The organism is Bacillus sp. C28GYM-DRY-1 (genome assembly GCF_030519405.1).
Classification (GTDB): domain Bacteria; phylum Bacillota; class Bacilli; order Bacillales; family Bacillaceae; genus Bacillus; species Bacillus spizizenii_A.
The window spans coordinates 128,694-152,107 of sequence record NZ_JAUMKF010000003.1 but is presented as its reverse complement, the minus strand read 5'-3'; the positions used below and the strand labels follow the sequence as shown (position 1 = coordinate 152,107).

Here is a 23,414-nt window from a genome sequence, read left to right as displayed (position 1 = left end):
TGAAGTGGCCGAAAATGAAAAAAACCAAACAACAAACAGTGGCATTAATGTTGATATAGACCCTCTCACAAAATTATTAGTTTCAGATGTATTTGCAAAACACAATATTACAGATGAAGCGAAGAGAGAATTGACAAATAGCCAAAAAGAAACCATTTTAGCAATGGTTCAGGACTTACAAAGAAAAGCAGATGAATTTGTTAAAAAGACACAGGATAGGCAGCAGGATAATGATCAAAATAACGAAAAGTCCGTTAAAGCATCAAGAAAAAATGCACTTCGCGAACGTATCAGACAAAAGAAAGCACGTGAAAAAGGCAATGAATAAAAATGGTTGTTTTTACCATGATATATGCCTTACACAAAATGAATCGATTCATCATTTACTAAAAGTAAACGGAAGGAGGAAATAAAAATGGAATCTAAGCCATATTCATGGGTGGCGCTAGACCGTACATGTCCACACCCTGGGGAAAATAATCAAAGGGAGTCTGTCTGTGCATCAAATCATTGTTCTAGCGGCCACCATAATGACCCCAATATTCTGCAAGATGCTGATTTGGTAAATATCAACAAGCAAATTTCAGAGGAATTGATTATTGTTAGGGATTCTTGTGATATTGATGTACGAACAAGTGATACACAAGTTGCAGTCTCTATTCAATTAGCGATTCAAGTAGCTATAGCTGTTATTGTAAATATTTCTATCGCAGACGGCGAGCTAGCAGATGAAGTGATCCAAGACTTAATGGAGAAAACAGTAAACAAACAGGCCAACCGCCAAAAACTTGTTATCGAGAACTCCCGGAATGTAAACGTTACTACTGAGGATACAGATGTTGCATTATCAATTCAGCTACTTGTACAAATTCTTGTTGCAGTTATCATCGCTATCGGAATCCTCTAAACTTAAAAGCAGAGCAAAAAAGCTCTGCTTTTTTTATTTTCCAAGCATATGATGAATATATAGACGTTCACCCACACCAAGTGGGGCACGGGTACATATGTTGTTAAGGACTAAAGTCAAATACCCTATAAAGAAGGAGCTGAAATCAATGAGCTGCGGAAAAAACCATGGCCGGAATGAAAACTGCGTATGCGATGCAGTCGAGAAGATTTTAGCAGAGCAGGAGGCAGTTGAAGAACAGTGTCCGACTGGCTGCTATACTAACCTTTTAAATCCGATGATTATCGGTAAAGACACAATTCCGTTTCTCTTGTTCGATGAAAAAGGCGGATTGTTCTCCACATTCGGAAACATTGGAGGTTTTGTGGATGATTTACAATGCTTTGAGTCTATTTTCTTCCGCGTTGAAAAACTATGCGACTGCTGTGCGACATTGACGATTTTACGGCCTGTCGATGCTGATGGAGAAACGTTGAGTGTCTGCCACCCTTGCGATGAGGACTTTTTCGGGCTTCAAAAGACTGACTTTTGTATCGAAGTTAATCTCGAATGCTTCTGTGCTATTCAATGCCTCTCGCCAGAATTAGTTGACCGTACGCCTCCTAGATAATAGCAAAGGGCTTATGCGACAATGATTTGTATCTTTATAAGAATTCCCCTTCCAGCCTCTTCTACTGATACGAATCTCGAATGATTCAGCTGCCTTGTGAAAGAGCAGCTGAAGCTCAATATTATATAACAGATCATCAAACTCTATAGACAGGAGGGATAATATGAGTCAAAAATCAGTAAACTGCGTATGTGAAGCAATAGAAAATATTGATGAGCTTCAAAATGCAGTTAAAGAGGATTGTCCGACAGGCTGCGATACAAAACTCCTCTCTCCCAACCATAACTTAGGCGATACTGTGCCCTTTGTTCTATTCACATCAAAATCAAAACCATTTCTCGCTTTCGGAAATATTGGCGGACTGGATAACGGACCATGCTTTAATACGATTTTCTTCAAGGTAGAAAAGGTCAACGGTTGCTGTGCAACGCTCTCCTTACTGATTGCATTTAATGAACAAAGAGAAATCCTGGACTTCGCCGAAAAAGAAACAGTCTGTGAATTATTCAGACTGGAAAAAACACATTACTGCATCGAAGTGGATTTAAATCATTTTTGTGCTATTAAGTGTCTAAACCCACGATTAATTAACCGCAATCTTGGTTAATGAAAAGGGGAAGAGCCGCAATTTGATATCCTTCCCTCTAAACAGACAGATGGTTTAGAGGGAAGTTTTTATATTGTGAAAAAAACTCAATAATAATATAGAAGAATAAACAAAAACAGAAATGCAGCCTGTAAATAGGATCCTTTCATGACGGGAAAGACAAGGAGAATATCGACAAACTGAAAGGCAAGTCATCTGCATGCAGAAACAAATTCAAAAGACAGCACGATGTAAAGCTGCTCACAAACAAAAAGCCAGGGTGATGTTTCCTTTGGAGTTATGTATACTCAATTGAATAAAATAAGGACTGCCAAAGCGACAGTCTGAAAGAATGCATATGAGACATACGTTTTAATTATCCCGAAACATGAATTTCTGCCTCGCACCCAATATGACGAAACAGTTCAAAACTTAAATGCGGAAATACTCCTCTGTGTCTTCTAAACTGGATGTGATCACAATTAGGAATGCGGTGTCCGTCTAAATAGATTGTTTCCACCGGCTGGTCGTGAAAGTATTGATAACAGCTACAGTTGTGGCCATCACAGTTTGAGCGCTCGCAAATGTCACATTCAATGCAGCAAACACCGTCACACGGGTTGCAATCTGGATCAACCCAATGTATTTTATCAATTCGATCAACCAATATTGTTGTCACACGACCATCTTTAGATAACACATCTACAAAATCAATGCCCGCATTACATATAGTTCCTTTCACTGTACTGGTGTTATCTTCCGCCTCTTGTTTACGCCGGTTGATTCTTCTCATGTTTGTCCCCCCAACTATTGTCCATTACCCATCTTATCCAGAAGCTCAATTTCAACTAAACAGCCTTTAAATCGAAATAACTGAAAGTTAAAATTTGATGTTAATCCTGCCAGCCTTAATTGAACCCTATCGTCACACAAAGGAATACCATGGTTTCTAATTGGTTGATGATGCAAATAATCCATACATGTGCAGTGATGATGTGGGTTTCGCGGGCAGTCGTGTTCATGATGTGAACTGCAATCCTCATCGTGGTGAACATCATCCTGGCAATTATGATGATATTCACAACTACAATCACTATGTTGACAAATTGGGCAAGGACGGCACTCTGAATCACACCAATTAATTTTTTTGATTTGGCTTCTAAGGATAGTCATAACGGTATGATCCGTTAACAGGATATCTACAAAATCTGTTCCTACGTTGCAGAGGACTCCTTTTAGCACTTTTTCATTTGATGACATTCTTCTCTTCTTCCTGACATAACTCATATATCATTCTCCTTCTTTCTATTTATTCCTAATGTATGAGTAAAAACCATAAGCGCCAAGGCATATATAATATGTTTCCTAAATTCTATAAAACTTTTAATAAAAATGGTAATTAATAGATAACTGCTGATACATGAAATTTTTAACTTCATATGATATAGAGATCCTTAGAATAGGAGGGAAAAGGATGTATAGAGTAAAATTTGACCGGTTTGATAGAGATAAACATGACCGATGCTGCAGAGAAGACCACCACGACCATCGTAAAGACCACCATTATGACCGCTGCAAAGATGATCATCACGACCGTTGTAAAGACCATCATCATGACCGATGCAGAGACGATCACCACGACCGTTGTAAAGACCATCATCATGACCGATGCAGAGATGATCATCACGACCGTCGTAAAGATCATCATGACTGCAGCTGCAAAGACCGTCATCATGACTGCCGATGCAAAGATCATCATGATTTCCGTCATTGCTGGGTTGTATCATGTCATCGTTGTAACAAGCGTTTTTGCAATCGCTGCGGAGGATTTTTCCACTAAACACATTTAAATAGCTAGGTGGTGTGCGGATTCGCAACTGGCTCTCACTTGATGTATGAGTGCTGATTACTCAAATTTTTACGGCCTTTTCACCCCATCCATTGTAAAAGTGCGAATTCGCACTTTTTTTATTTCATAAAATAATGAAATCCAACATTTTTATTACCACTTTTACATATTGAATAGGCGAACCCCTATTGGGTTCTTAACATATATAACCAATAGGTGCGGAATATCAAATTTAGATGGTAATTGGAAGGAGGACAAAAGAAGCAATGAAAAGAGCGAGACCTTCAAAAATTTTTGTTCCTGATTTCCCTGATGGTGTAAGTGTTGGAGAGGAAAGTGTGAAAACAACAATTGAGGAAGGATATCAGAGGGAACATCCCAAGCGTTCAAAGAGTTCATCCCGTTCAAGGCATGAATCGGTTAGACTTTCATCTACGGTAAGTGAAATAAGTGATCTCATTCACTCAAATGAAATTTTATCTGAAAATGAAATTTTCTTAGATTTATTAGGTGAAGATATTTTACTCGTGATGCAAGAAGATCAGTTGAATTTATTTGGGCAGACATTCCGGCCGATTTTCTGCGGGACTATTGATGAGGTAACAAACGGTTTTATTACGTTGAACCCTGTTATAATCAAAATGCCAAATGCTCCTTATAACCGTTTTCCAATACCTTTAACGTTTCCGTTAGAAAGAATTTCACATTTCACACGCTTTGATTGCAGCACACGGATTTCATTAACGTAAAGAACAGGGGGCAGCTTTTCCATGTCATTAAATAAAGTCGATCGTTTATTAAGCATAAATGCCATTCGCAGAGTCATTGTTTGTGAAGCGTTTGAAGAAGGAATCGGAGAAAGAGCGTTTATTCTAACTGCACAATATCCCTTCACCTTTATCGGAGAAATTATAGAAGTCGAAGGGGATTTCATCATACTGGAATCAGAAACAACAAATGTCACACAATTGGATGGTCATGTATTCAGGATTCATATCGATGATATAGCTGTTTTCTTTATTGAGAATAAAGAATTTACCATTCCAGATATTTGCTAATGCCATAAAACGATGGAAGGAGGGTACTGACTTTGCTAAGAAAGTACCATGTTGTCGCGATTCCCATACGAATTGTTATGAACAAATATGGCGACCATGATCCAAACGGGATGATGTATGTCTTAAAAGAGAATGAAGAAAAAGTAAAACGATGTGTGGCTGAAAACCCCTTTATGCCCGTTGATTTGGTTGAGCCTTTAACCATTAGAGCAAATGTTGGCGATGAAGTAGAAATTTTATTTGAAAACCAGCTTCCCTTTAACACTTCAATGCATATTCAGAGTGCTGAGTACAATGTTCAAACGTCTGACGGCGCCTTTGTAGGCTGCAATAAAGATTCAACTGCACCTCCCTGTCCACCCGGCGGGATACAGGTTTACCATTGGGAAGTGTTCGAGGAAGGAATCCATATTTTCACAGACTTGGGAAATCCATTATCCAGTGAGTTAGGGAGCAATATCCATGGCCTGTTTGGAAGCCTTATCGTGGAAGCGGCCGGGTCATGGTGGACAGATCCAATTACAGGAGAGCCAATAAACAGCGGTGTATCTGCTGATATTCATCACCCATTTTTGCCCTCTTTTCGTGAATTAGCTTGGTTTTTTCATGATGAAACTGAGGTGAAGAATCTTGCTGGCCAAACACCTATTGGGCCACACACACTCCAGCCAGAAAGCACATTCCCAATTAATTATCGTTCAGAGCCTCACCGAAATCGAGTGAACTTAATTCATCATGGCGTCGTTTGTCCTGATTGTGACGGTGAAGAGGTGCATCATGATTCATGGACTTTCGGTGACCCCGATACTCCCATCTTGCGTGCCTATAGAGATGATCCGATAAAAATCAGGCTGATCCATGGAGGAACAAAAGAAACCCATACGTTCCATTGGCATGTTCACCAATGGCAATTTGAGGAACATGACAAAGACTCCGAGATTTTGGATGTTCAAGCAGTGTCGCCGCAAAATTCTTATACCATTGCTGTTTTGTATGGAGCTGGAAGCTTGCATGGCTCTTTTGGCGATTCTATTATTCACTGTCATTTATATCCACACTTCACTGAGGGAATGTGGGGATTACACCGAACCTTTAACACCCTTCAAGATGGCAGCCAGTGTTACCCAAATGGGGTTCCCATCGCATCCCTACAGCCTTTGCCTGATCGGGAACCCCCGCCAAGGCCAAATGCAGAGCGTCCGGGTTTTCCTAATTTTATTCCGGGTTCTTTTGGGTGCAAAGCACCGAGGCCTCCACTCGGAATTGAAGGGGGACGCCCTTCTACTGAGTTGGAGGTTAAGCAATTTGATCCGCGTGCTGTTCCGGGTGCCGCCTTTACGAATCCATGCCCTCCGGGCGCTCCTGTCAGGGACTTTGATATTGTGCTCGTTCAAATGCCAATTGTCTATAACAAAGAAGGCTGGCATGACCCCCAAGGACGCTTATACCTTCTTGCTGAGGATGAGGAGGATGTTTTATCAGGACGCAAACCGCCGGAACCGTTAACAATACGTGCAAATGCCGGGGAGTGTGTGAGAATAAGGTTTACCAATAAACTGCCTGAAACGATTGGCGGAGACGCATTTCAGCTTGTCATACGGACGTATGAAGCTGGTCTGCATGTCCATTTCGTTAAATTTGATGCGCTGAGTGCTGACGGTTCAAATGTGGGATGGAATTATGATACAAGTGTATTGCCCGGCCAGACAATCCATTATCAATGGTTTGCAGACGTAGAATTAAAAGCGACATTTTTCCATGATCACTTATTTGCCAATGAACACCAGCAGCATGGGGTATTTGCTTCCGTTCTGGTCGAAGCAAGAGGTTCAACCTTCTTAGATAACAAAACTGGCGAAGAAATCCAATCAGGCACTCAAGCAATGATCGTGCATCCGTTTATTCCTGATTTTCGTGAGCTCATGCTTCAAGTTCATGACTTTGCTTTATTGTTCGATAAAGATGGTTGTCCGCTTAATCCGCCGCCTTTTCCAAGCTCGCATGACGATCCCGGCGTTATGGGAATTAATTATCGAAATGAGCCTCTTCAGTTCCGCTTAAAACAGCCGGGATGCGACCCTGCGTATGTCTTTAGCTCTTACGTTCACGGTGATCCGGTTACGCCAATTTTGTCTACCTATAATGGTGACCCGGTCCGTTTTCGTTTGATTCAAGGCGCTCATGAAGAATCGCATAGCTTTAATCTGCACCGAATGAGATGGCATCGGGAACGCGCTGACCTAGACTCAGATATTGTTCAGCAACAGCATATCGGAATAGCTGAAGCCTTTACCTTTGAATTTTTTATGGATGGTAAGGGAGACTTTGATACCCTTTATCATTTTGGGGCTCTTGATGATTTATGGCTTGGATTATGGGGGTTGCTGCGCTCTTATCAAGAATATATTCCTGAATTAATGCCGCTGCCTGACCAGCCTTTCCCAAAAGAAAGAACGAAGGAACTCCCCTGCCCTACCGGTGAATTGCCGCCACCAGCTGACTCCCCTGGGCAGCCGTGTGACACAAATGCGCCAGTGAGAAAGTTTGAAGTGGTGGCGTTACAAGCAGATATTGTGTATAACAAATTTGGTGATCATGACCCTCATGGCATTGTTTTTGCCTTAGCTGAAAAGGAGGAAGATATACGTTCTGGGACATGTAACCCAGAGCCGCTGATCCTCAGGGCAAATGTTGGTGATTGTGTTGAGATCACATTACACAACAAGCTTGACCCTGATCAATTTCACAATAAACTTATTCATGAATATCCTGAAGTTCCTGTTGAAGCTCCATTTGCACCGTCTTGCAGAATCTCGATGCATCCGCAATTGGTTGAATATGATGTTTTAGGCTCAGACGGAGCGACAGTCGGTTTTAATCCGGATCAGACCGTTGGGCCAGGTGAGTGTATCACTTATAGGTGGTTTATCGATCAAGATGTGGGAGCCTGCAACCTATGGGATATGGCTGATCTTCGAAATCATCGTCACCATGGAGCTTTTGGAATGTTAATTACAGAACCTCAAGGCTCAGCCTATTTAGATCCAATCACACGAAAAGAAGTAAACCCAGGGGGGCAGGAGGTTATTATTTCCCATCCATTTATCGGTGAATATCGTGAATTTGCCATCATTATGCATGATGGAGCAAGATTGCTTGATGCGAATAATAATCTTATACTCGATCCGCAAGTCGTATTCGCAGATCCGGAGAGCGACGAAATTGAGGATTTTGAAGATCAAGGTTCTCGCGGATTTAATTACCGGAATGAACGATTCAGCCATCGTCTGGCACAAGATCCAGATGTTCATAAAGTGTTTAGTTCTAAAGTTCACGGCGACCCATCAACACCTATATTTTATGCTTATCCCGATGATCCAATAAAAGTACGCTTTATTTTACCGGCAGACCGGGCAAGAGCTCATACCTTCTTAATTCATGGCCACAAATGGCAAAGAAGCAGAAACGATTTGAATTCAGAGGTTGTATCGATGAAAGGGCAAAATATAGCCGGTTCGCAAGACACATTCGAACTGATTAATGGAGCAGGCGGTCACTACGGGACCCCAGGAGACTATATGTACAGATCTGGAAATATTCGTTGGGACATTGAACTGGGATTATGGGGGATTATTCGTGTACTAGATGAGATAAAACCAGATCTGCTTGCTCCGTTAAAAACAGCGGATGGAGGCATTGACAATGAATAAGAGCAGCCATTCTTTCGAACATGATTGTCCGGATCCGTTGCTTCACCCTTTTCGGTATCGGTTCCGTTGTCCTGAATGTGTATCTGCAGATGAAGCGGAAGGTTTTTTTTGTTCCCCGTTTCAATGTCAGGAACAACAATGTCAGGAACAAATACCGCAGCCCAGATTCCCATCTCCAACTAGCATATTGCCACATGAAGAACTCGAAGAGCTTCAGGCCTGTATTGAAGAGGTTAACGAACTGCTGAGAACAGTAGGAAATAGGCCGGAACCAGATCAAACCAGAGCATTGCAGCAAAAAATGCAAACACTTCGAAACCAATATGTAAAAGTAGAGATGATATGCGGAGATGAAATAGACATAGTGACTGCTGGTTTTGTTGATTCAGGGCTAGATTTCATTATTTTAGATGATTTTGAGGAGAATATCCTTATCCCTTTTAATAGAATTCGGTTTGTTCAGCACACTAATGATCATGGTAGCCACATGGGGCACGTTCAGGAGTTAATTGATATTGACACTTGCTTGAGACGTGAAATCATCTTACATTTTGGGGAGATCGTCTCAAAAAGCCCATATTTAATCAATTTATTTTTCGGACTTAAGCTGAATCTGTTTTTAGAGAGTTTTATAGGCTGTAAGATTGTAGTCAAATTAGCAGAAGGTGATTCAGGCCAAATCATCCTTATGGATGGCACTTTACAATGTGTAGAGGATGATTCAATTCAAATCAACACCAAAAAAGATATCGTTGACCTTCATTTAAACGACATTTGTTTCATAAAGGTATAATGATTAGAAAAGATATTTTACCTCAAACAGGAAAAGTGATTCCAAGAAAGATACGCTTTTCCTGTTTGTTCTTTTATATTCCCATAAAGGTTGTCCTAAATGTTCTCGATCGAAAACAGTCACTTTTTATCAAATTGAACCTTGTATGTGATGTTTGATGACGCAAGTCAAAAAAATCAGTGTGTTTCGGAAGAGCTTACCGAAACACACTGATACATGAGTGTTAATTTTAAATCTGTCTGCCAGGTTTGCTGGCTTTCTATAAAAGCGGACTTCTGCAGTGTACTCACTTATTAAAACCCTAATGGATGTAAGGACGTAATATCATCTATCAACAACTCAGTTGGGGCGCCATTTCCTGTAGTCCGAACTAGGACAGAATTGTTTCTACGACCAACAATTACCCCTCTATAAGTTTTGCCCTTAGACTCTATTAGGCACAAAGCTCTTGGCATATTATGCGGAAGCTTTGTTAAAAAATCGATTTTTTCATGGATGGACATCTTACTCATTGGCTTTTTTATCCGTTTATGCGAAACAGCTTTTTCATCGGCTTTTATATTGTGTACAGCTTCCGGTTGCTTTTCTGGATGCTCAGCTTTAGTTTCAGGTCCTTTGATATTTTTTTCATCACCTTTAATTAGGTCAGCTCCGTTAGATTCAGATCGTTCGCTTTTATGTGAGGATTCTTGATTATTAGTTTCCGAATTCTTTGTGTGATGTGAATGATCATCCATATTATTCGAGGTTTGCAGTTTATCCTCTTGCTTTTTTGTTAATTCTTGTATTCGTTTATCCTCCTTACCGACAGATCTACGCTGTTTTCCCTCCGAAATCTTCATTAGGTGTTCCTTTTGCTTTTCTATTGCGTTCAAAAGCTGCTCTTGTTGATTGACCGTTTTATCCGGCACTTGACGTGCTTTTTGAACGATTTCTGCTTCTTTCTCTTTTGTGTCATTTTCTGCATCTGTTAATGATTGTTCTGGTTCTGATTCTGATTCTGGTTTTGCTGGTGCAAACCTGTTTTTCTTTTTAATAACAATCTCCTGCATGGATGAGCGTGTTTCTGCATAATCCGGCTGAACAATATACATGAGCGGTTTTTTATCCGCGTTTCGTTTCTTATTAGACATCTTCATCCCTCCGATTGTGTCATATTCTATCTATATGACAGAAAGCTGAAAATCAGAAGAAATAAAAAAGCAATCCCTTTTCGGGATTGCCTTACATAGATCCTGCTTGCTTAGCGGGCAGTGATATGGAAACCTGAATCAACGTGAAGATTTTCACCTGTAATGCCTCGGGACATATCGCTGAATAAGAACGCAGCTGTATCGCCCACTTCTTCAGGTGTTGTCGTACGGCGAAGCGGCGCACGCTCTTCGATGTCTTTTAGGATAGAGTTGAAATCGCTGATGCCTTTAGCAGATAATGTTCTGATTGGACCTGCAGAAATGCTGTTAACGCGGATATTTTCTTTTCCTAAGTCAGCAGCTAAGTATTTCACACTTGCATCAAGAGAAGCTTTCGCTACACCCATGACGTTGTAGTTCGGCATCACAAGCTCTCCGCCAAGGTAAGTCAAAGTGACAATGCTTCCTCCTTCAGTCATCATTGGACGTGCCGCTTTCACAACTGCTGTCAGAGAGTATGAGCTGATGTTATGAGCCAAAAGGAAACCGTCACGATTTGTGTTTAAGTATTCGCCGACGAGCTCTTCTTTGTTGGCAAATGCGATACAGTGCGCGATACCGTGGATCACACCGACCTGTTCTTTAATGCTTGCGAAGCAAGTTTCGATTTCCGCATCGTTTGTTACGTCGCAAGGAAGGATAATGGAATCATCGCGTTCTAACGTTCCGGCAAGCTCATGAACAGATTTCTCAAGGCGTTCACCTGCGTATGTGAAAATCAAACGTGCGCCTGCTTCATGTAAAGAGCGCGCAATTCCCCACGCGATACTGCGTTTGTTGGCTACCCCCATCACAACAATGTTGCGGCCTTCAAGTGAAAAATTCATATGTATAAAGCCTCCTATATTTAATAAAGACATAGTATTAGTACCTGATCTTAATTCTTATCATATCATAACCTTGTCCAGATGAAAAGCGCTACCATAGACAAACGTGAAAGAGACCACCATCAACTGGTGATCTCATCGGCTTGTGTTTAAGCTGTTTCGTTTAAAGGCGAAATGGTTTGTCGGCCCGTGGCCCGATCCGATGCCGAGCGTATTTTCCACCGCTTCGCGGACAAAGTTGGCCGCAACCTCGAACGCCTGATGAATGCTGTCTCCTTTAGCGGTTTGAGCTGTTAAAGCCGCAGCAAAAGTACAGCCTGTGCCATGGGTATGCTCCGTATCGATATAAGGATGGCTGATTTGCATAAACATGTTTCCATCAAAAAGAAGGTCAGTAATGTGATGATCCTCAGGCTGGTGGCCGCCTTTGATAATCACATGCTGCGCTCCCATCTTTACGAGCTGCTCCGCTGCTTTTTTTCGGTCATCCAGCGAGCGGATTGTCATTCCTGTCAGCGTTTCTGCTTCCGGAACATTCGGCGTAATCACGTAGCTCCTCGGAATGAGCAGCTCCTTTAAGGTCGCAACTGATTCATCGTGCAGCAAGGATGCACCGCCCTTTGCGATCATAACCGGATCAACAATCACGCGGTTAAACCCGTACTCGTCAATTTTTCTGGCCACTTCTTCAATCATTTCGGCATTCCAGAGCATTCCCGTTTTTACGGCATCCGGTCTCAAATCCTCGGCAACAGCGTCAATTTGCTGTCTAAGCGCTTCTACAGTCAGCGGATACACCCCATGGACGCCAAGCGTATTTTGGGCGGTTACCGCCGTAATCGCAGACATTCCGAAAACATCAAGCTCTTGAAAGGTTTTAATATCGGCCTGTATCCCTGCGCCGCCGCCTGAATCAGAGCCGGCAATTGTCAATGCTTTATATATACTCATTACATTACACTCCTTTTATGACCCAATCCATTTATGATAAATAGATTTTGCCCGGGCAATATCATTCGTTCCATGGATTAAAGCTCTGCCGTCCCGGAACAGCACCATTTTCATATTAGCCGAGCGGCAGGAAATTAAGTACGGGTTCGCGGCTACTTCAAGCCCTGCTTGCTTCAACTGACCAGCAAGCCCTTCAAGATTCGCTTCCTTTGTAAAGGAGGATCTGATTTGCACCGTGTTCCTGCCGCACAATACAGCCGCTTTTGTTTGGTTTTCATATGACAAAAACGGTAAATCCATTGTGCCGCAGCTTGGGCATGCGTCATGTTTGAGACCCGCCGCTCTCACCTCTGACCGTTCGTTTTTCCACAAGTCAAAGGAGCGCAGCACTGGCTCACATTCCTCTCCCGTCAGCAGCTTCAGCGCGTCTGTCACCTGTAAGACCGATACCTGCAAAACAGCCGGACTGATGATACCCGCTGTGTCACATGTCGCTCCGCCAATCGGAAGTGTATCGAGCAAACAATGCAGACAGGGGGTTGATCCCGGCACTACGGTAAAGGTGAGGCCGTAGCTCCCTACACAGGCACCGTAGAGAAAAGGAATCCCTTCTTTGACCGCAGCATCATTAACGATCAGGCGGGTTTCAAAATTATCAGCCGCATCCACAATGATCGAAGCGCCTTTAATCAGCTCGAAGATATTTTCCGCTGTCACATCCATAACAAGGCCAGTCACATCGACATCGCTGTTAACCGAACGGAGACGATGCTCAGCAGCGGCCGCTTTCGGCATTTCTTTTTTGACATCATCTTCTGTATACAGCTGCTGGCGCTGCAGGTTGCTCCATTCAACGTAATCTCTGTCGGCAATTTTCACAGAGCCGACTCCCGCTCTGACCAGCATTTCAGCACTCGCTGTTCCAAGCGCGCCGGCGCCGATGATCACGGCGCGCGCTTCTTTCAACTTCTTCTGGCCGGCTGGGCCGATCGGAGCAAACAGCTCCTGTCTGGAATACCTGTCCGTCATACAGGAAGACCTTCTCCCGGACTGCTTGCCGTTCCGTATTGCTTAAGCGGAATGCGCCCCGCCTCATAAGAAAGGCGCCCTGCTTCGACCGCGAGCTTCATGGCATGTGCCATTTTTACAGGATCATTCGCGCCTGATACAGCAGTATTGAGAAGTACGCCGTCCGCTCCAAGCTCCATTGCATATGCCGCATCTTTTGGCGATCCTATGCCAGCATCCACAATGACCGGCACTTTCGCCTGTTCAATAATAAATGACAGATTTAAAGGATTTAAAATCCCTTGCCCCGATCCAATCGGAGATGCACCCGGCATGATGGCATGAACGCCAAGCTCTTCCAGCTTTCTTGCCAGCACAACATCATCCGATGTGTACGGGAGCACAATAAATCCTTCTTCAAGAAGCTGTTCAGACGCCTTTAATGTCTCAACAGGATCAGGCAACAGGGAACGGCTGCATCCGATGACTTCAACTTTAATCATGTCACAAAGGCCAGATGCTTTCGCCAGCCTTGCAATCCGGACCGCTTCTTCAGCGGTGCTGGCGCCCGCTGTATTCGGCAGAAGTGTATATTTGGATAAATCAAGCTGTTCCAGAAAATTAGGCTGAGACGCTTCAAAGATGTTCATTCTCCGCACAGCAAATGTTAAAATATCAGACTCAGAAACAGCCACTGCTTCCTTTTGAATGTCAAACGATGGGTATTTCCCCGTGCCAAGCAGCAATCTTGATTGAAATGATTTCCCGCCTATTGTTAACATGCTCATCCGCCTCCTACAAAATGGACAATTTCGATGACATCGCGATCACAAAGCTCTACCTCGTGATAATGTTCTTTATTGATAATTTCTTTATTTTTTTCAACAATAACGATTTTATTTTCAAGCTGATAAGACGCCAGCAGGTCTTGAATTGTACCTGTGTCTTTCTCCCACTTCACTTCTTTACCGTTCAGCTGTAGCATCATATCTGAACCGCCTCCTTGCGATCAATTCGGAATGCGTGCAGCCAGTCTTGATTGACCTCTTTATTCATGATGAGATCACCAATCAAAGCGCCCGTTGCAGGAGCAAGCAGAATCCCATTTCTGAAATGGCCTGCCGCGAATAAAATACGGCTGTCCTCAGGGTGTCTGCCGATGTACGGTTTCCCATCCTTTGTTCCCGGCCGCAGTCCCGCCCAAAAACGATCCACCTTCATATTCTGAATGGCAGGCAGCATCGTTTTTGCTTTTTTCATAACTGATTCCAGTCCGCCAAGATCCGGTGCTTCACTCCAGTCACCCGGCTTCATCGTCGCGCCGACAACCAGTCTGCCGCTTTTTCTCGGTACGATATAGCAATGGTCATGGTAAAGTGTTTTTGTCAGCGGTATCTCATCATTCCAAACAGACAGGCACTCCCCTTTTACAGGGAAAAATGAATTGTTCAGCCCGAGCTGTTTAAAAAACCTTCCGCTCCACACCCCGCTGGCGACAACGACATGATCTGCCCATACATTGCCATTCGGCGTCTCAATGGACAGCGCTTCACCGTCACGTTCGATTTGCAGGACAGGAGTATGCTCAAAAATCTCCGCCCCAAGCGCTTTTGCTGCTTTCGCATATGCCTTACAAACAAAATAAGGCTCAACATGCACATCATCCTGAATAAAGGCTGCCCCGAAAATGTCAGCAGACGCATACGGCTCATTTTCTAAAACCTCTTCTTTTGTAAGCCAGCTGACAGAATCCAAGTCGTCCATTTTCCTCAGCCGCAGCATATCTTCTTCAGAAAACGCAAGCTTAAACATACCGCCGTTATGCTGTCTGATATCAATACCGGATAATGCGTAAAGCTCTTCTCCAAGACCTTTGTACATACGCTGGCTGTGCATGGCAAAGTCAAAAAACGCGTCTCGCTCCTCGCACTCGGCATGGGCGCCCAGCATTCCGGCAGCGGCACTTGTTGTTCTGCCGCCCATTATGCCACTTTCAAACAGTGCGATGTTTTTGTTTACCTTTGCTACATGATAAGCAATCGCGGAACCGATAATTCCGCCTCCAATGACAACTGCTTCATAATGCCTTTTCATAGCGCATCTCCTTTAGCTTGCGGGAATATCGTCTGGCAGCTTCCAAAGGGTCCGCGGAAGAAAAAATTCCCGACATGACTGCAATACCTTCTGCTCCTGCACGCTTTACGTCTCTTAATCTGTCCGGCGTCATTCCGCCGATCGCAATAACCGGGATGGAAATCCGCTGTTTGATATCTGACAGCAATGACACACCTCTGCCTTCAAGGCCCTTTTTACAATCCGTTTCAAACACATGGCCGAACAACACGTAGTCAGCGTCTTCCTTTTCTGCTTGAACCGCTTCCTCAAGTGAATGCACCGACCGGCCGATATGAAGGTGAGGAAATCTGGCTCTGACCTGCTTCGGCGAAAAGCTGCTGCTCGGCAGCTGCACACGATGAATCGTAGAAAAAAGCGCAATATCCACCCGCCCATTCATGACCAGCTTTCGTTTATCAACACCGCCTTCAGAAATAAGCCCGAGCAGTTTCAAAATGTCGGCTGCCGATTTTGACCGTTCCCGAATGTGTATAAAATCAACTTCATTACGAATAGCTATGATTGCTCTGGCTAACTCTTCAACCGGCTTGCAGTCATCAGTTATGGCGTGAAGCTCCAAATTCCTCCACCTCTTTTATGCCGCGGTCGGACCAGCCTTCTTTTCGGTAGGCCATTCCCCAAAATTGATATTCATAGAAGCTGGAAATAACAAAATTCTCTTTCATCTTGGCGCGCACTTCATCTGTGCTGTTTTCCGCCAGCTCATCAAACCGATTGATTTGCTCTTCGACCTGCTGTCTGAACCAGTCACCGCCGTATGTGCCGATCCACTTCTGATAAATCGGATGCCCCGGATCACAATGCAGCAATTTCTCCCCAACTTCGTAATAAAGCCAGTAGCATGGCAGCAGGGCCGCTAAGATCTCAGCAAAATTCCCGCTCAAAACCGAACGGTACATATGGGATGTATAAGAGTATGCCGTAGGAGACGGCTTAAACGCCTTACGCTCTTCCTCACTGATTTCCAACAGCTCCGCAAACTCGCGATGAAGCGCCATTTCCGCCTCATATGTACCTTGAGCGTGGCTTGCCATCCGTCCCGTTGTATAAAGGTCCTTCGCATAAGCGGCGCCAAACGATTGCACCTTCGCAAAATGCGTTAAATAATAAGAATCCTGAAGCACGTAGTATTTAAAACGATCAATTGGAAGCGTTCCGTCACCGATTCCCTGAACGAACGGATGGACAAAGCTCCCCTCCCACCATTCTGCGGCTGCACTGCGGCATTCTTCTGAAAACTTCACACGTCATTCCCCCTGTCTGATAAATAAAAAAACCACTTTCCCGCAAGGAAAAGTGGTTTGGAATTGGCATAGTTAAATAACACAAATACCGCTCCACTTCCCTACGCAGGTCTGAACCTGTTCAAGTTATGAGGGTCTAAAAGTCACACTTTTATCTCAGCCCTTAAAAAGGACACCCCTAGTGGTAATACGAATACATATTGAATTGTTCTGCACCTCTATATTAACACGAATCCCTATTTGGTCAAGGTTTATCCTTCTAATGTTTTCTTAAGCTCCGTTACGTACCCGCGAGATCCGGTAACAATTAAGCGGTCTCCCAGTTTCAGCCTTGTGTCCCCATGAGGAACGATGCTATCAACACCTCTGAAAATCCTGACAAAGATGACGTCGCCTGTTAAAGGGAATTCCCGCAAAATCACACCGTCGTAAGTGCTATTATCCATATTAATTTGATACAGCGAAGACTCCTGGTTCGTGAGGAGCCTCATGACTCCAGGCGCTTCTATCAGTGCGCGAAGCAGTGTTTTTGTTGAAAGCAGAATAGAAAAGATACTGATTCCCTGCTCCTTCAGAGCTGCTTCATTTTCCGGTGATCCTACACTGGCAATGACTCTCTCTGTGCCTTTTTCTTTTGCAAGTAATGCAATGTCCGCATTCATGTCTTCATTCCCTGTCGCCACAACGAGGATATCCGTATCAAAAATGCCGAGTGATTCAAGCGTCTCGTGTTCATAGTCAGAAATCGTTTCGATAGTAAATACTGACTCTGAAAGCTTTTCCTCCGCATTCTCTTGGTAGACGTGTACAACACGCACATCATACTCTTCCTCCGGCAGTTCAAGAGTAACAGGTAATGTCATTTGGTTTGCACCGATAAACGTAATCGTCTTTTTCTCCTCCGGCTGCTCCTCCCGTTTGTACAACTTTTTAAAGAAGACCGGCGAAAAAATACTTGCAATGACGGCTACTAACGTCAGTGCTCCTGACATATTTGCGCTGATCACGTGAAGCTGCTCGCCGATTGTCGCAGCGGCAATCACGAGCGAAAGCGTTGATGTCAGCAGGAAACCAGATGCCAAAACGGTTCGGTTATCATACCACTTCCTCAAGTACAAAACAGGAAGGATTTTGCTTACTAACAGCGCCAGAAGCAGAAGTGGAATCATGATTAATATTTTCGGGTCTTGGAAAAGGGTCCATATATCCAGCTTCACACCGACCATCACAAAGAAAATCGGAATTAAGAACCCGTAGCCGAATGAATCCAGCTGCTGAACAAGTTCTTTGTTTGGCGAAAGAAGGGAAACGAGAACCCCTGCTAAGAAAGCGCCGAGAATATTTTCTGCCCCAAGTGATTCAGACAGGGCAACAAGTACGATAATTAACGTAAAAATCGCGCGCGTTCCGATCTGGATCGTCCCTTTTGACATGGATTGAACAAAAGAGCGATGTTTGAAGACACGGCCGAAAAAGTAAAGCACCACTCCGGCTGCAAACAGGATCATCAGGAGCCACATGTTTCCGCTGTCCTCTCCGTATAAAGAAGAAAAAACAGCAAGAAGAATCATCGTAGCCAAATCAGCAATAACAGCAACGAGCAAAATAATCTGCCCGATATTTGAATTCATGATCCGTTCTTCTTTTAATGTTGGTACGACAACGCCTAATGAAATCGTTGAAATAATAAGCGTCATTAAAAATGCATTTTCGATAAATCCTGCCAAGACGAACCCATAGGACAGCAGTAATGATAAAATAAAAATACCGCCAAATATAATGGATGCCGCAGCAAACGTATTAGGCGCTTCTTTGCCGTTCGGCATAAGCTGCTTTTTCTTTCCTTTCTCAAACGATGAAAAATCAATTTCAAGCCCGCTTAAAAACATTAAAAAGATAAATCCGAGCATAGAAAGCGTCTGGAGCCATGTGTCACCCTCCACAACTAAATTAAGGCCGCTTTTTCCTATGATCAATCCCATAATGATTTCAGCAACAACAACCGGGATGCTGAGTTTAAACCGATGCAAAAGGATGGGTGTCAAAAATGCAACGATAAGTACAACAACTAAAGATGCGACAGATGTATGCGCCATAATTAGAACCTCCTTTTTAGATCAGGGTTATACCAGTTCTTAATCAAAGAACAAAACCTCAAATTTTAAAAAAACATAACGCGATTTTAACAAGGGTGATGATAAAAAATAAAGTAATATGGTCTAAATCCTGTTTAGAAAATGATTCTTCTATAATTTGCACATAAAAGCTTGTGATGACTCACAGTACTTTGCATCATAATAATTAAAATCATTGGTAAGGAGGATGCCGCATGGCTTACGACATAATCAGCGATATTCATGGCTGCTATGACGAAATGACTGCATTAATCCAAAAGCTTGGCTATACGATCAAAAATGGAGTACCTGAACACGAGGAAGGGAGGATGCTTGTTTTTGCCGGTGATTTAACCGACAGAGGACCCAAATCGATAGAGGTCATCCGCTTTGTAGCGGGCGCTTACGACAAAGGCGCTGTACGTTATGTCCCGGGAAATCATTGCAATAAGCTGTACCGCTACTTAAAAGGAAATCCGGTGAAAGTGATGCACGGTCTCGAAACAACAGCGGCAGAGCTTGAGGAACTTTCTAAAGAAGAAAGAACAGCAGTCAGCGAACAGTTTATGAAGCTATACGAAACAGCGCCGCTTTACGACATCTTACATAACGGAGAATTAGTTGTCGCCCATGCTGGCATAAAGGCTGACGATATCGGCAAATATACCCGCAGGGTGAAAGACTTTGTGCTTTACGGTGATGTGACGGGCGAAACGTATCCGGACGGCAGACCCGTCAGACGTGATTGGGCGGCAGCCTATAACGGCAAGGCTTGGGTCGTATACGGCCATACACCTGTGAAAGAGCCTCGGAAAGCCAATCGCACCATCAACATTGATACAGGCTGCGTGTTCGGAAATAAACTGACAGGCTTTCGCTTTCCAGAAATAGAAACCGTCTCAGTTCCAAGTTCCCTGCCTTATGACGAATCAAGATTTCGTTCCATATAAAAAAGGAGAGAATCAATGATTCTCTCCTTTTATCAGTTCGTTCATATCTTGAGGCAGTGACGCATGAAACGTCATGTTCTCCTGTGTCAGCGGATGGATAAATGAAAGCTGCTCGCTGTGCAGGGCCTGGCGGCCAATTTCCCGTCTCGTTCCGCCGTACAGTGTATCGCCGCACAGCGGGTGCCCGAGATAGCTCATATGTACACGAATTTGGTGGGTCCGTCCAGTCTCAAGCTGCAATGTCACCAAGGTCATATCGTCATTTGGGCATGTGACATAAAAATGAGTAACAGCCTTCTGGCCATCCGGTGTCACTGTCCGTTCAATAATACTGTCAGGATGTCTGCCAATCGGAGCATCAACTGTTCCCTCCGCCTGTGTCAACCGCCCGTGGACCACTGCCACATACCGGCGTTTCACAAGCCCGTTTTTTTGCGCTGACGATAAAATGGAGTGGGCAAACCGATGCTTGGCAACAAGCATGACACCTGATGTATCCCGGTCAAGCCGTGTGACAAGGTGAACTGTCGCCCTCACTCCGTTTTTTTGATAATGATGGATAATTCCATTAGCAATGCTGCCGGTCGGGTGCTCTCTCGAGGGGATAGATGACACATACGGCTGCTTGTTTATCACAAGCACATGTTCATCCTCATACAGGATATCGAGCGGAACAGGCTCTGCCAATAGCGTCTCGCTCACCAGTTCCTCAGGAAACTTCACAGTAAGAAGATCTCCCTCTCTCAAAACGTATTTGACCGTCACATGCTCACCGTTGATTAACAGGTCTCCACCGCCAAACTTGATATCGGTCAGCAGACGTTTTGAAATTCCCAGTTCACCCGCATATTCTTTAAGCGTCATCCCGTCTTCGGCGGAAGTAATGTTCTTTCTGATAAAAAAATGATCCACGTTACGTCCTCTTTCTATTCGCCTTTACCGATAAACGAATCCTGGACTCTTTTCCAAAATGGAAACGGACGGAATCTCGCAAACCTCACATTTTCGGAAGCAACTTGGCAGCGGATTGACTTTACATCCTTATGAAGAAGGGTTAAATGGTCAATCGTCACCTGAAAGTCAACTTCGTTTCTCGGCTTAATCATGCAATCATGATGGGAAGGGAGAAGCAGCGGCGATCCAACCGTCCGAAATACGCGGTTGTTAATAGAAGCCATTTCCGCAAGCTGGATCGCTCTGATAGACGGATGGATAATCGCTCCGCCCAGCGCCTTATTGTAGGCTGTGCTGCCAGATGGCGTTGACAGGCAGAGGCCGTCGCCCCGGAAGGTTTCAAAGAGCTGTCCCTTAATTTCCACATCAGCTACAAGGCTTCCTTCTATGCTTTTAATCGTGCATTCATTCAATGCTAAATACCTTTCTTCCCGCTCGTTTTCGTGATAGGTCACAATCACTTCGAGAAGCGGATATTCGACTGTATGATACGGCGTTTTCGCAATCGCTAGAACAAGTTTTTCAATTTCATGAGGAACCCAGTCGGCATAAAACCCCAGATGACCCGTGTGAACGCCGACAAAAGCTGTTTTGTCCAATCGGTCGCTGTACCTGTGAAAGGCGTACAAAAGCGTTCCGTCGCCTCCGACTGAAATGACGATTTCCGGTTCATTTTCATCCAGTTCCATATCAAAATCCAATAAATACGCCTGTATTTTGCTTTTCAGCGTATCAGAAACTTGATCTCCTTTTGATGATACGGCAAATTTCATGCTTTTCTTCCCCTTTACCTATTGTTGCTCGCTTCCTTTTTTCTTTCTAGAAAAGGCAGCTTGAGCTTCTTGCACTTCACCCCTGATCTCCGACATCTCTTCATCAAGCCGGGAAGCCGCTTCAGAAGCACGCTGAAGCCTTAATTTTACTTTTTCAGGAATGTTTCCGCTGTATTTATAATTCAGTGAATGCTCAATGGTCGCCCAAAAATTCATCGCCAGCGTGCGGATCTGTATTTCGACGAGAACATGTTTTTCTCCGGATACCGTCTGTAAAGGATACAGCACGACAAGATGATATGACCGGTACCCGCTCTCTTTATGTTCTGCAATATAATCCCTCTGATCCACAACGGTGAAATCTTTTCTGGCAAACAGCATGTCTTTAACAATTTGGATGTCATCTACAAATTGGCACATGATTCTAAGGCCTGCGATATCCTGCATGGTTTCAATTTCATGTAACGGTATGCTTTTCCGTCTCGCTTTTTCAAGTATGCTCGCCACAGGTTTGACGCGCCCGGTCACAAATTCGATCGGAGAATGGTCATCCTCGTATTCATATAATGTGCGGATCCCCTTGAGTTTCACTTTCAACTCTTCCACAGCCTGGCGGTATGGCACTAAAAAACGCTCCCATTGTTTGTCATCCATCATACATCCCCCAATTCCGAACCAGTTTCTATCAAAACACGCGCTTCACTTTTTCTTCCATTTCTCCGTAGTTTGCATTATCTTTAATATTTTCTAAAAGATACTCCAATTCCTCATGCAGGCCTGCCAGTTCAATGGTTTTGTTTCCGGCCTCTAAAACAACCGGGACTCTTTGTGCATGGGCCTTCTTCAGTTCGGGCCATACATGTTCCTTTATCATGACATATTCAAAAGAATCAGCTAATTCAAGTATGTATACAAAAGCAAAGTGGTCAGAATCAACAAGCATTTGACCTGACGGTTTGCGTTCTGCTTCGTTTCCTTCCGTCTCACAGGTAAGGCGAAGCTGATCATCCGATAATGTTGCGTTCAAGATTTCGATTCTGTTTTGCATAATGCTCTCCTTTTTAAACAAAGTACAGATTCATTTTATCATACCAAGCTGGATATTGATAAACCTAACATCTAAAGAGATAATAGGAAAAATAAGATTTTCAGGGCGGAAAGGAAGAGCAACATGAGCCAAGAAATTGAAATAGAATTTAAAAACATGCTGACCAAACAAGAATTTGAAACGATAACAGCCGCACTCCAGCTGACAGAAAAAGATTTTACAGATCAAAAGAATCATTATTTTGACACAAGCAGCTTTGCGCTGAAACAAAAACACGCTGCGCTGCGAATCCGCAGAAAAAACGGAGAGTATGTTCTGACATTAAAAGAACCGGCAGATGTAGGGCTTCTGGAAACGCACCAGCAGCTTTCAGCGGTTTCAGACCTTACTGGCTTTTCAGTTCCCGAAGGCCCTGTGAAAGACCAGCTGCACAAGCTTCGGATTGATACAGATGCCATTCAATACTTTGGATCTCTAGCAACAAATCGCGCGGAAAAAGTTACAGAAAAAGGCTTAATAGTTTTAGACCACAGCCGATATTTAAATAAAGAGGACTATGAAATCGAATTTGAGGCGGCAGACTGGCATGAGGGCAGACAGGCCTTTGAGGAGCTGCTTCAGCAATTCAGCATTCCTCGGCGAGAAACCAAAAATAAAATTCTGCGATTTTATGAAGAAAAACGAAAGTCTATATAAGGTGGAA

At 43.7% G+C, this 23,414-nt stretch carries 27 protein-coding genes and 1 riboswitch; of the genes, 11 read left to right on the top strand and 16 right to left on the bottom strand.

What is annotated here, in order from left to right:
- Positions 1-4 precede the first annotated feature (4 nt).
- The 4 genes from Q3W56_RS04530 (at position 5) to Q3W56_RS04515 (ending at position 2,124) form a co-directional block, all read left to right on the top strand.
- On the top strand, positions 5-328 hold the full coding sequence (locus Q3W56_RS04530; RefSeq protein ID WP_302894643.1) for a spore coat protein: 324 nt from the start codon (positions 5-7) through the stop codon (positions 326-328).
- 87 nt (positions 329-415) lie between these two features.
- Complete coding sequence (locus Q3W56_RS04525; protein ID WP_302894642.1) at positions 416-907, top strand: spore coat protein; 492 nt, start codon at positions 416-418, stop codon at positions 905-907.
- Positions 908-1,055: 148 nt separating this feature from the next.
- Positions 1,056-1,517, top strand: a complete 462-nt coding sequence (locus tag Q3W56_RS04520) for a CotY/CotZ family spore coat protein (protein WP_302894641.1) — start codon at positions 1,056-1,058, stop codon at positions 1,515-1,517.
- Positions 1,518-1,680: 163 nt separating this feature from the next.
- Positions 1,681-2,124, top strand: coding sequence for a CotY/CotZ family spore coat protein (locus Q3W56_RS04515; protein ID WP_302894640.1), 444 nt, complete (start codon positions 1,681-1,683; stop codon positions 2,122-2,124).
- Between the two features lie 355 nt (positions 2,125-2,479).
- Here the strand turns inward: Q3W56_RS04515 and Q3W56_RS04510 are convergent, their stop codons facing one another.
- A complete protein-coding gene (locus Q3W56_RS04510) occupies positions 2,480-2,896 on the bottom strand; it encodes a hypothetical protein (protein WP_302894639.1) in 417 nt (138 codons plus the stop codon).
- A gap of 115 nt (positions 2,897-3,011) precedes the next feature.
- Positions 3,012-3,146: a hypothetical protein gene (locus Q3W56_RS04505; RefSeq protein ID WP_302894638.1), complete on the bottom strand. Its 135-nt coding sequence runs from the start codon at positions 3,144-3,146 to the stop codon at positions 3,012-3,014.
- 471 nt (positions 3,147-3,617) lie between these two features.
- On the opposite strand from Q3W56_RS04505, the gene Q3W56_RS04500 reads away from it, so the two are divergent.
- The 5 genes from Q3W56_RS04500 to Q3W56_RS04480 all read left to right on the top strand — a co-directional run bounded on the left by Q3W56_RS04500 (position 3,618) and on the right by Q3W56_RS04480 (position 9,513).
- The gene (locus tag Q3W56_RS04500) at positions 3,618-3,953 is read left to right on the top strand and encodes a hypothetical protein (RefSeq protein WP_302894637.1); all 336 of its coding nucleotides are present in this window, start codon (positions 3,618-3,620) and stop codon (positions 3,951-3,953) included.
- Positions 3,954-4,218: 265 nt separating this feature from the next.
- On the top strand, positions 4,219-4,701 hold the full coding sequence (locus Q3W56_RS04495) for a hypothetical protein (protein WP_302894636.1): 483 nt from the start codon (positions 4,219-4,221) through the stop codon (positions 4,699-4,701).
- Positions 4,702-4,722: 21 nt separating this feature from the next.
- Positions 4,723-5,010, top strand: a complete 288-nt coding sequence (locus Q3W56_RS04490; protein WP_302894635.1) for a hypothetical protein — start codon at positions 4,723-4,725, stop codon at positions 5,008-5,010.
- Positions 5,011-5,042: 32 nt separating this feature from the next.
- Complete coding sequence (locus Q3W56_RS04485; RefSeq protein ID WP_302894634.1) at positions 5,043-8,720, top strand: multicopper oxidase domain-containing protein; 3,678 nt, start codon at positions 5,043-5,045, stop codon at positions 8,718-8,720.
- Entirely contained in the window at positions 8,713-9,513 is an 801-nt protein-coding gene (locus tag Q3W56_RS04480) for a hypothetical protein (protein ID WP_302894633.1), read from the top strand. Before Q3W56_RS04485 ends, Q3W56_RS04480 begins: the two co-directional genes overlap by 8 nt.
- Before the next feature lie 293 nt (positions 9,514-9,806).
- Here Q3W56_RS04480 and Q3W56_RS04475 read toward each other — a convergent pair whose 3' ends face one another.
- The 10 genes from Q3W56_RS04475 to Q3W56_RS04425 form a co-directional block, all read right to left on the bottom strand.
- Entirely contained in the window at positions 9,807-10,652 is an 846-nt protein-coding gene (locus tag Q3W56_RS04475; RefSeq protein ID WP_483298518.1) for a CotO family spore coat protein, read from the bottom strand.
- Between the two features lie 104 nt (positions 10,653-10,756).
- On the bottom strand, positions 10,757-11,533 hold the full coding sequence (gene fabI, locus Q3W56_RS04465) for an enoyl-ACP reductase FabI (RefSeq protein WP_019713992.1): 777 nt from the start codon (positions 11,531-11,533) through the stop codon (positions 10,757-10,759).
- Positions 11,534-11,668: 135 nt separating this feature from the next.
- Positions 11,669-12,484, bottom strand: coding sequence for a bifunctional hydroxymethylpyrimidine kinase/phosphomethylpyrimidine kinase (gene thiD / locus Q3W56_RS04460; RefSeq protein ID WP_302894632.1), 816 nt, complete (start codon positions 12,482-12,484; stop codon positions 11,669-11,671).
- 15 nt (positions 12,485-12,499) lie between these two features.
- Positions 12,500-13,513, bottom strand: a complete 1,014-nt coding sequence (gene thiF / locus Q3W56_RS04455; protein WP_302894631.1) for a thiazole biosynthesis adenylyltransferase ThiF — start codon at positions 13,511-13,513, stop codon at positions 12,500-12,502.
- A complete protein-coding gene (thiG, locus tag Q3W56_RS04450) occupies positions 13,510-14,280 on the bottom strand; it encodes a thiazole synthase (RefSeq protein WP_166853616.1) in 771 nt (256 codons plus the stop codon). Before thiG ends, thiF begins: the two co-directional genes overlap by 4 nt.
- Positions 14,277-14,477, bottom strand: a complete 201-nt coding sequence (gene thiS / locus Q3W56_RS04445; protein ID WP_080010299.1) for a sulfur carrier protein ThiS — start codon at positions 14,475-14,477, stop codon at positions 14,277-14,279. Before thiS ends, thiG begins: the two co-directional genes overlap by 4 nt.
- Positions 14,477-15,586, bottom strand: a complete 1,110-nt coding sequence (gene thiO / locus Q3W56_RS04440) for a glycine oxidase ThiO (protein ID WP_302894630.1) — start codon at positions 15,584-15,586, stop codon at positions 14,477-14,479. Before thiO ends, thiS begins: the two co-directional genes overlap by 1 nt.
- A complete protein-coding gene (gene tenI / locus Q3W56_RS04435; protein WP_019714538.1) occupies positions 15,570-16,187 on the bottom strand; it encodes a thiazole tautomerase TenI in 618 nt (205 codons plus the stop codon). The genes thiO and tenI overlap by 17 nt, the downstream gene beginning before the upstream one ends.
- Positions 16,165-16,872: a thiaminase II gene (tenA, locus tag Q3W56_RS04430; RefSeq protein ID WP_019713986.1), complete on the bottom strand. Its 708-nt coding sequence runs from the start codon at positions 16,870-16,872 to the stop codon at positions 16,165-16,167. Before tenA ends, tenI begins: the two co-directional genes overlap by 23 nt.
- 81 nt (positions 16,873-16,953) lie before the next feature.
- A riboswitch (TPP riboswitch) is annotated at positions 16,954-17,062 on the bottom strand.
- A gap of 61 nt (positions 17,063-17,123) precedes the next feature.
- Positions 17,124-18,968, bottom strand: a complete 1,845-nt coding sequence (locus Q3W56_RS04425; RefSeq protein WP_302894629.1) for a monovalent cation:proton antiporter family protein — start codon at positions 18,966-18,968, stop codon at positions 17,124-17,126.
- A gap of 233 nt (positions 18,969-19,201) precedes the next feature.
- Here Q3W56_RS04425 and prpE point away from each other — a divergent pair, with 233 nt between their 5' ends.
- Positions 19,202-19,936 (top strand): bis(5'-nucleosyl)-tetraphosphatase PrpE, encoded by a 735-nt coding sequence (gene prpE / locus Q3W56_RS04420; RefSeq protein ID WP_302894628.1) that lies wholly within the window; start codon positions 19,202-19,204, stop codon positions 19,934-19,936.
- 12 nt (positions 19,937-19,948) lie between these two features.
- On the opposite strand, the gene Q3W56_RS04415 is transcribed toward prpE, so the two are convergent.
- From Q3W56_RS04415 to Q3W56_RS04400, 4 genes are read right to left on the bottom strand one after another with little or no spacing between them, the layout of a single operon-like run.
- Positions 19,949-20,848, bottom strand: coding sequence for an RluA family pseudouridine synthase (locus Q3W56_RS04415; RefSeq protein ID WP_302894627.1), 900 nt, complete (start codon positions 20,846-20,848; stop codon positions 19,949-19,951).
- A 14-nt stretch (positions 20,849-20,862) separates the two neighbouring features.
- Positions 20,863-21,663 carry an NAD kinase gene (locus tag Q3W56_RS04410; RefSeq protein WP_003224622.1) on the bottom strand — a complete coding sequence of 267 codons (801 nt, stop codon included), beginning with the start codon at positions 21,661-21,663 and terminating at the stop codon, positions 20,863-20,865.
- 18 nt (positions 21,664-21,681) lie between these two features.
- Positions 21,682-22,317 carry a GTP diphosphokinase gene (yjbM, locus tag Q3W56_RS04405; protein WP_064813377.1) on the bottom strand — a complete coding sequence of 212 codons (636 nt, stop codon included), beginning with the start codon at positions 22,315-22,317 and terminating at the stop codon, positions 21,682-21,684.
- Between the two features lie 31 nt (positions 22,318-22,348).
- Positions 22,349-22,711, bottom strand: a complete 363-nt coding sequence (locus Q3W56_RS04400; RefSeq protein WP_302894626.1) for a UPF0738 family protein — start codon at positions 22,709-22,711, stop codon at positions 22,349-22,351.
- Between the two features lie 123 nt (positions 22,712-22,834).
- Here Q3W56_RS04400 and Q3W56_RS04395 point away from each other — a divergent pair, with 123 nt between their 5' ends.
- The gene (locus Q3W56_RS04395) at positions 22,835-23,407 is read left to right on the top strand and encodes a CYTH domain-containing protein (protein ID WP_019713981.1); all 573 of its coding nucleotides are present in this window, start codon (positions 22,835-22,837) and stop codon (positions 23,405-23,407) included.
- Positions 23,408-23,414: the final 7 nt, after the last annotated feature.

Bases quoted from the DNA above. Each gene is read 5' to 3' on its own strand.
- fabI (WP_019713992.1), bottom strand. From the start codon at position 11,533: ATGAATTTTTCACTTGAAGGCCGCAACATTGTTGTGATGGGGGTAGCC.
- Q3W56_RS04505 (WP_302894638.1), bottom strand. From the start codon at position 3,146: ATGAGGATTGCAGTTCACATCATGAACACGACTGCCCGCGAAACCCAC.
- Q3W56_RS04400 (WP_302894626.1), bottom strand. From the start codon at position 22,711: ATGCAAAACAGAATCGAAATCTTGAACGCAACATTATCGGATGATCAG.
- prpE (WP_302894628.1), top strand. From the start codon at position 19,202: ATGGCTTACGACATAATCAGCGATATTCATGGCTGCTATGACGAAATG.
- Q3W56_RS04480 (WP_302894633.1), top strand. From the start codon at position 8,713: ATGAATAAGAGCAGCCATTCTTTCGAACATGATTGTCCGGATCCGTTG.
- thiO (WP_302894630.1), bottom strand. From the start codon at position 15,586: ATGAAAAGGCATTATGAAGCAGTTGTCATTGGAGGCGGAATTATCGGT.
- Q3W56_RS04490 (WP_302894635.1), top strand. From the start codon at position 4,723: ATGTCATTAAATAAAGTCGATCGTTTATTAAGCATAAATGCCATTCGC.
- yjbM (WP_064813377.1), bottom strand. From the start codon at position 22,317: ATGGATGACAAACAATGGGAGCGTTTTTTAGTGCCATACCGCCAGGCT.
- thiD (WP_302894632.1), bottom strand. From the start codon at position 12,484: ATGAGTATATATAAAGCATTGACAATTGCCGGCTCTGATTCAGGCGGC.
- thiS (WP_080010299.1), bottom strand. From the start codon at position 14,477: ATGCTACAGCTGAACGGTAAAGAAGTGAAGTGGGAGAAAGACACAGGT.
- thiF (WP_302894631.1), bottom strand. From the start codon at position 13,513: ATGACGGACAGGTATTCCAGACAGGAGCTGTTTGCTCCGATCGGCCCA.
- Q3W56_RS04410 (WP_003224622.1), bottom strand. From the start codon at position 21,663: ATGAAATTTGCCGTATCATCAAAAGGAGATCAAGTTTCTGATACGCTG.
- Q3W56_RS04525 (WP_302894642.1), top strand. From the start codon at position 416: ATGGAATCTAAGCCATATTCATGGGTGGCGCTAGACCGTACATGTCCA.
- thiG (WP_166853616.1), bottom strand. From the start codon at position 14,280: ATGAGCATGTTAACAATAGGCGGGAAATCATTTCAATCAAGATTGCTG.
- Q3W56_RS04520 (WP_302894641.1), top strand. From the start codon at position 1,056: ATGAGCTGCGGAAAAAACCATGGCCGGAATGAAAACTGCGTATGCGAT.
- Q3W56_RS04425 (WP_302894629.1), bottom strand. From the start codon at position 18,968: ATGGCGCATACATCTGTCGCATCTTTAGTTGTTGTACTTATCGTTGCA.
- Q3W56_RS04395 (WP_019713981.1), top strand. From the start codon at position 22,835: ATGAGCCAAGAAATTGAAATAGAATTTAAAAACATGCTGACCAAACAA.
- Q3W56_RS04495 (WP_302894636.1), top strand. From the start codon at position 4,219: ATGAAAAGAGCGAGACCTTCAAAAATTTTTGTTCCTGATTTCCCTGAT.
- Q3W56_RS04510 (WP_302894639.1), bottom strand. From the start codon at position 2,896: ATGAGAAGAATCAACCGGCGTAAACAAGAGGCGGAAGATAACACCAGT.
- Q3W56_RS04475 (WP_483298518.1), bottom strand. From the start codon at position 10,652: ATGAAGATGTCTAATAAGAAACGAAACGCGGATAAAAAACCGCTCATG.
- Q3W56_RS04500 (WP_302894637.1), top strand. From the start codon at position 3,618: ATGACCGATGCTGCAGAGAAGACCACCACGACCATCGTAAAGACCACC.
- Q3W56_RS04515 (WP_302894640.1), top strand. From the start codon at position 1,681: ATGAGTCAAAAATCAGTAAACTGCGTATGTGAAGCAATAGAAAATATT.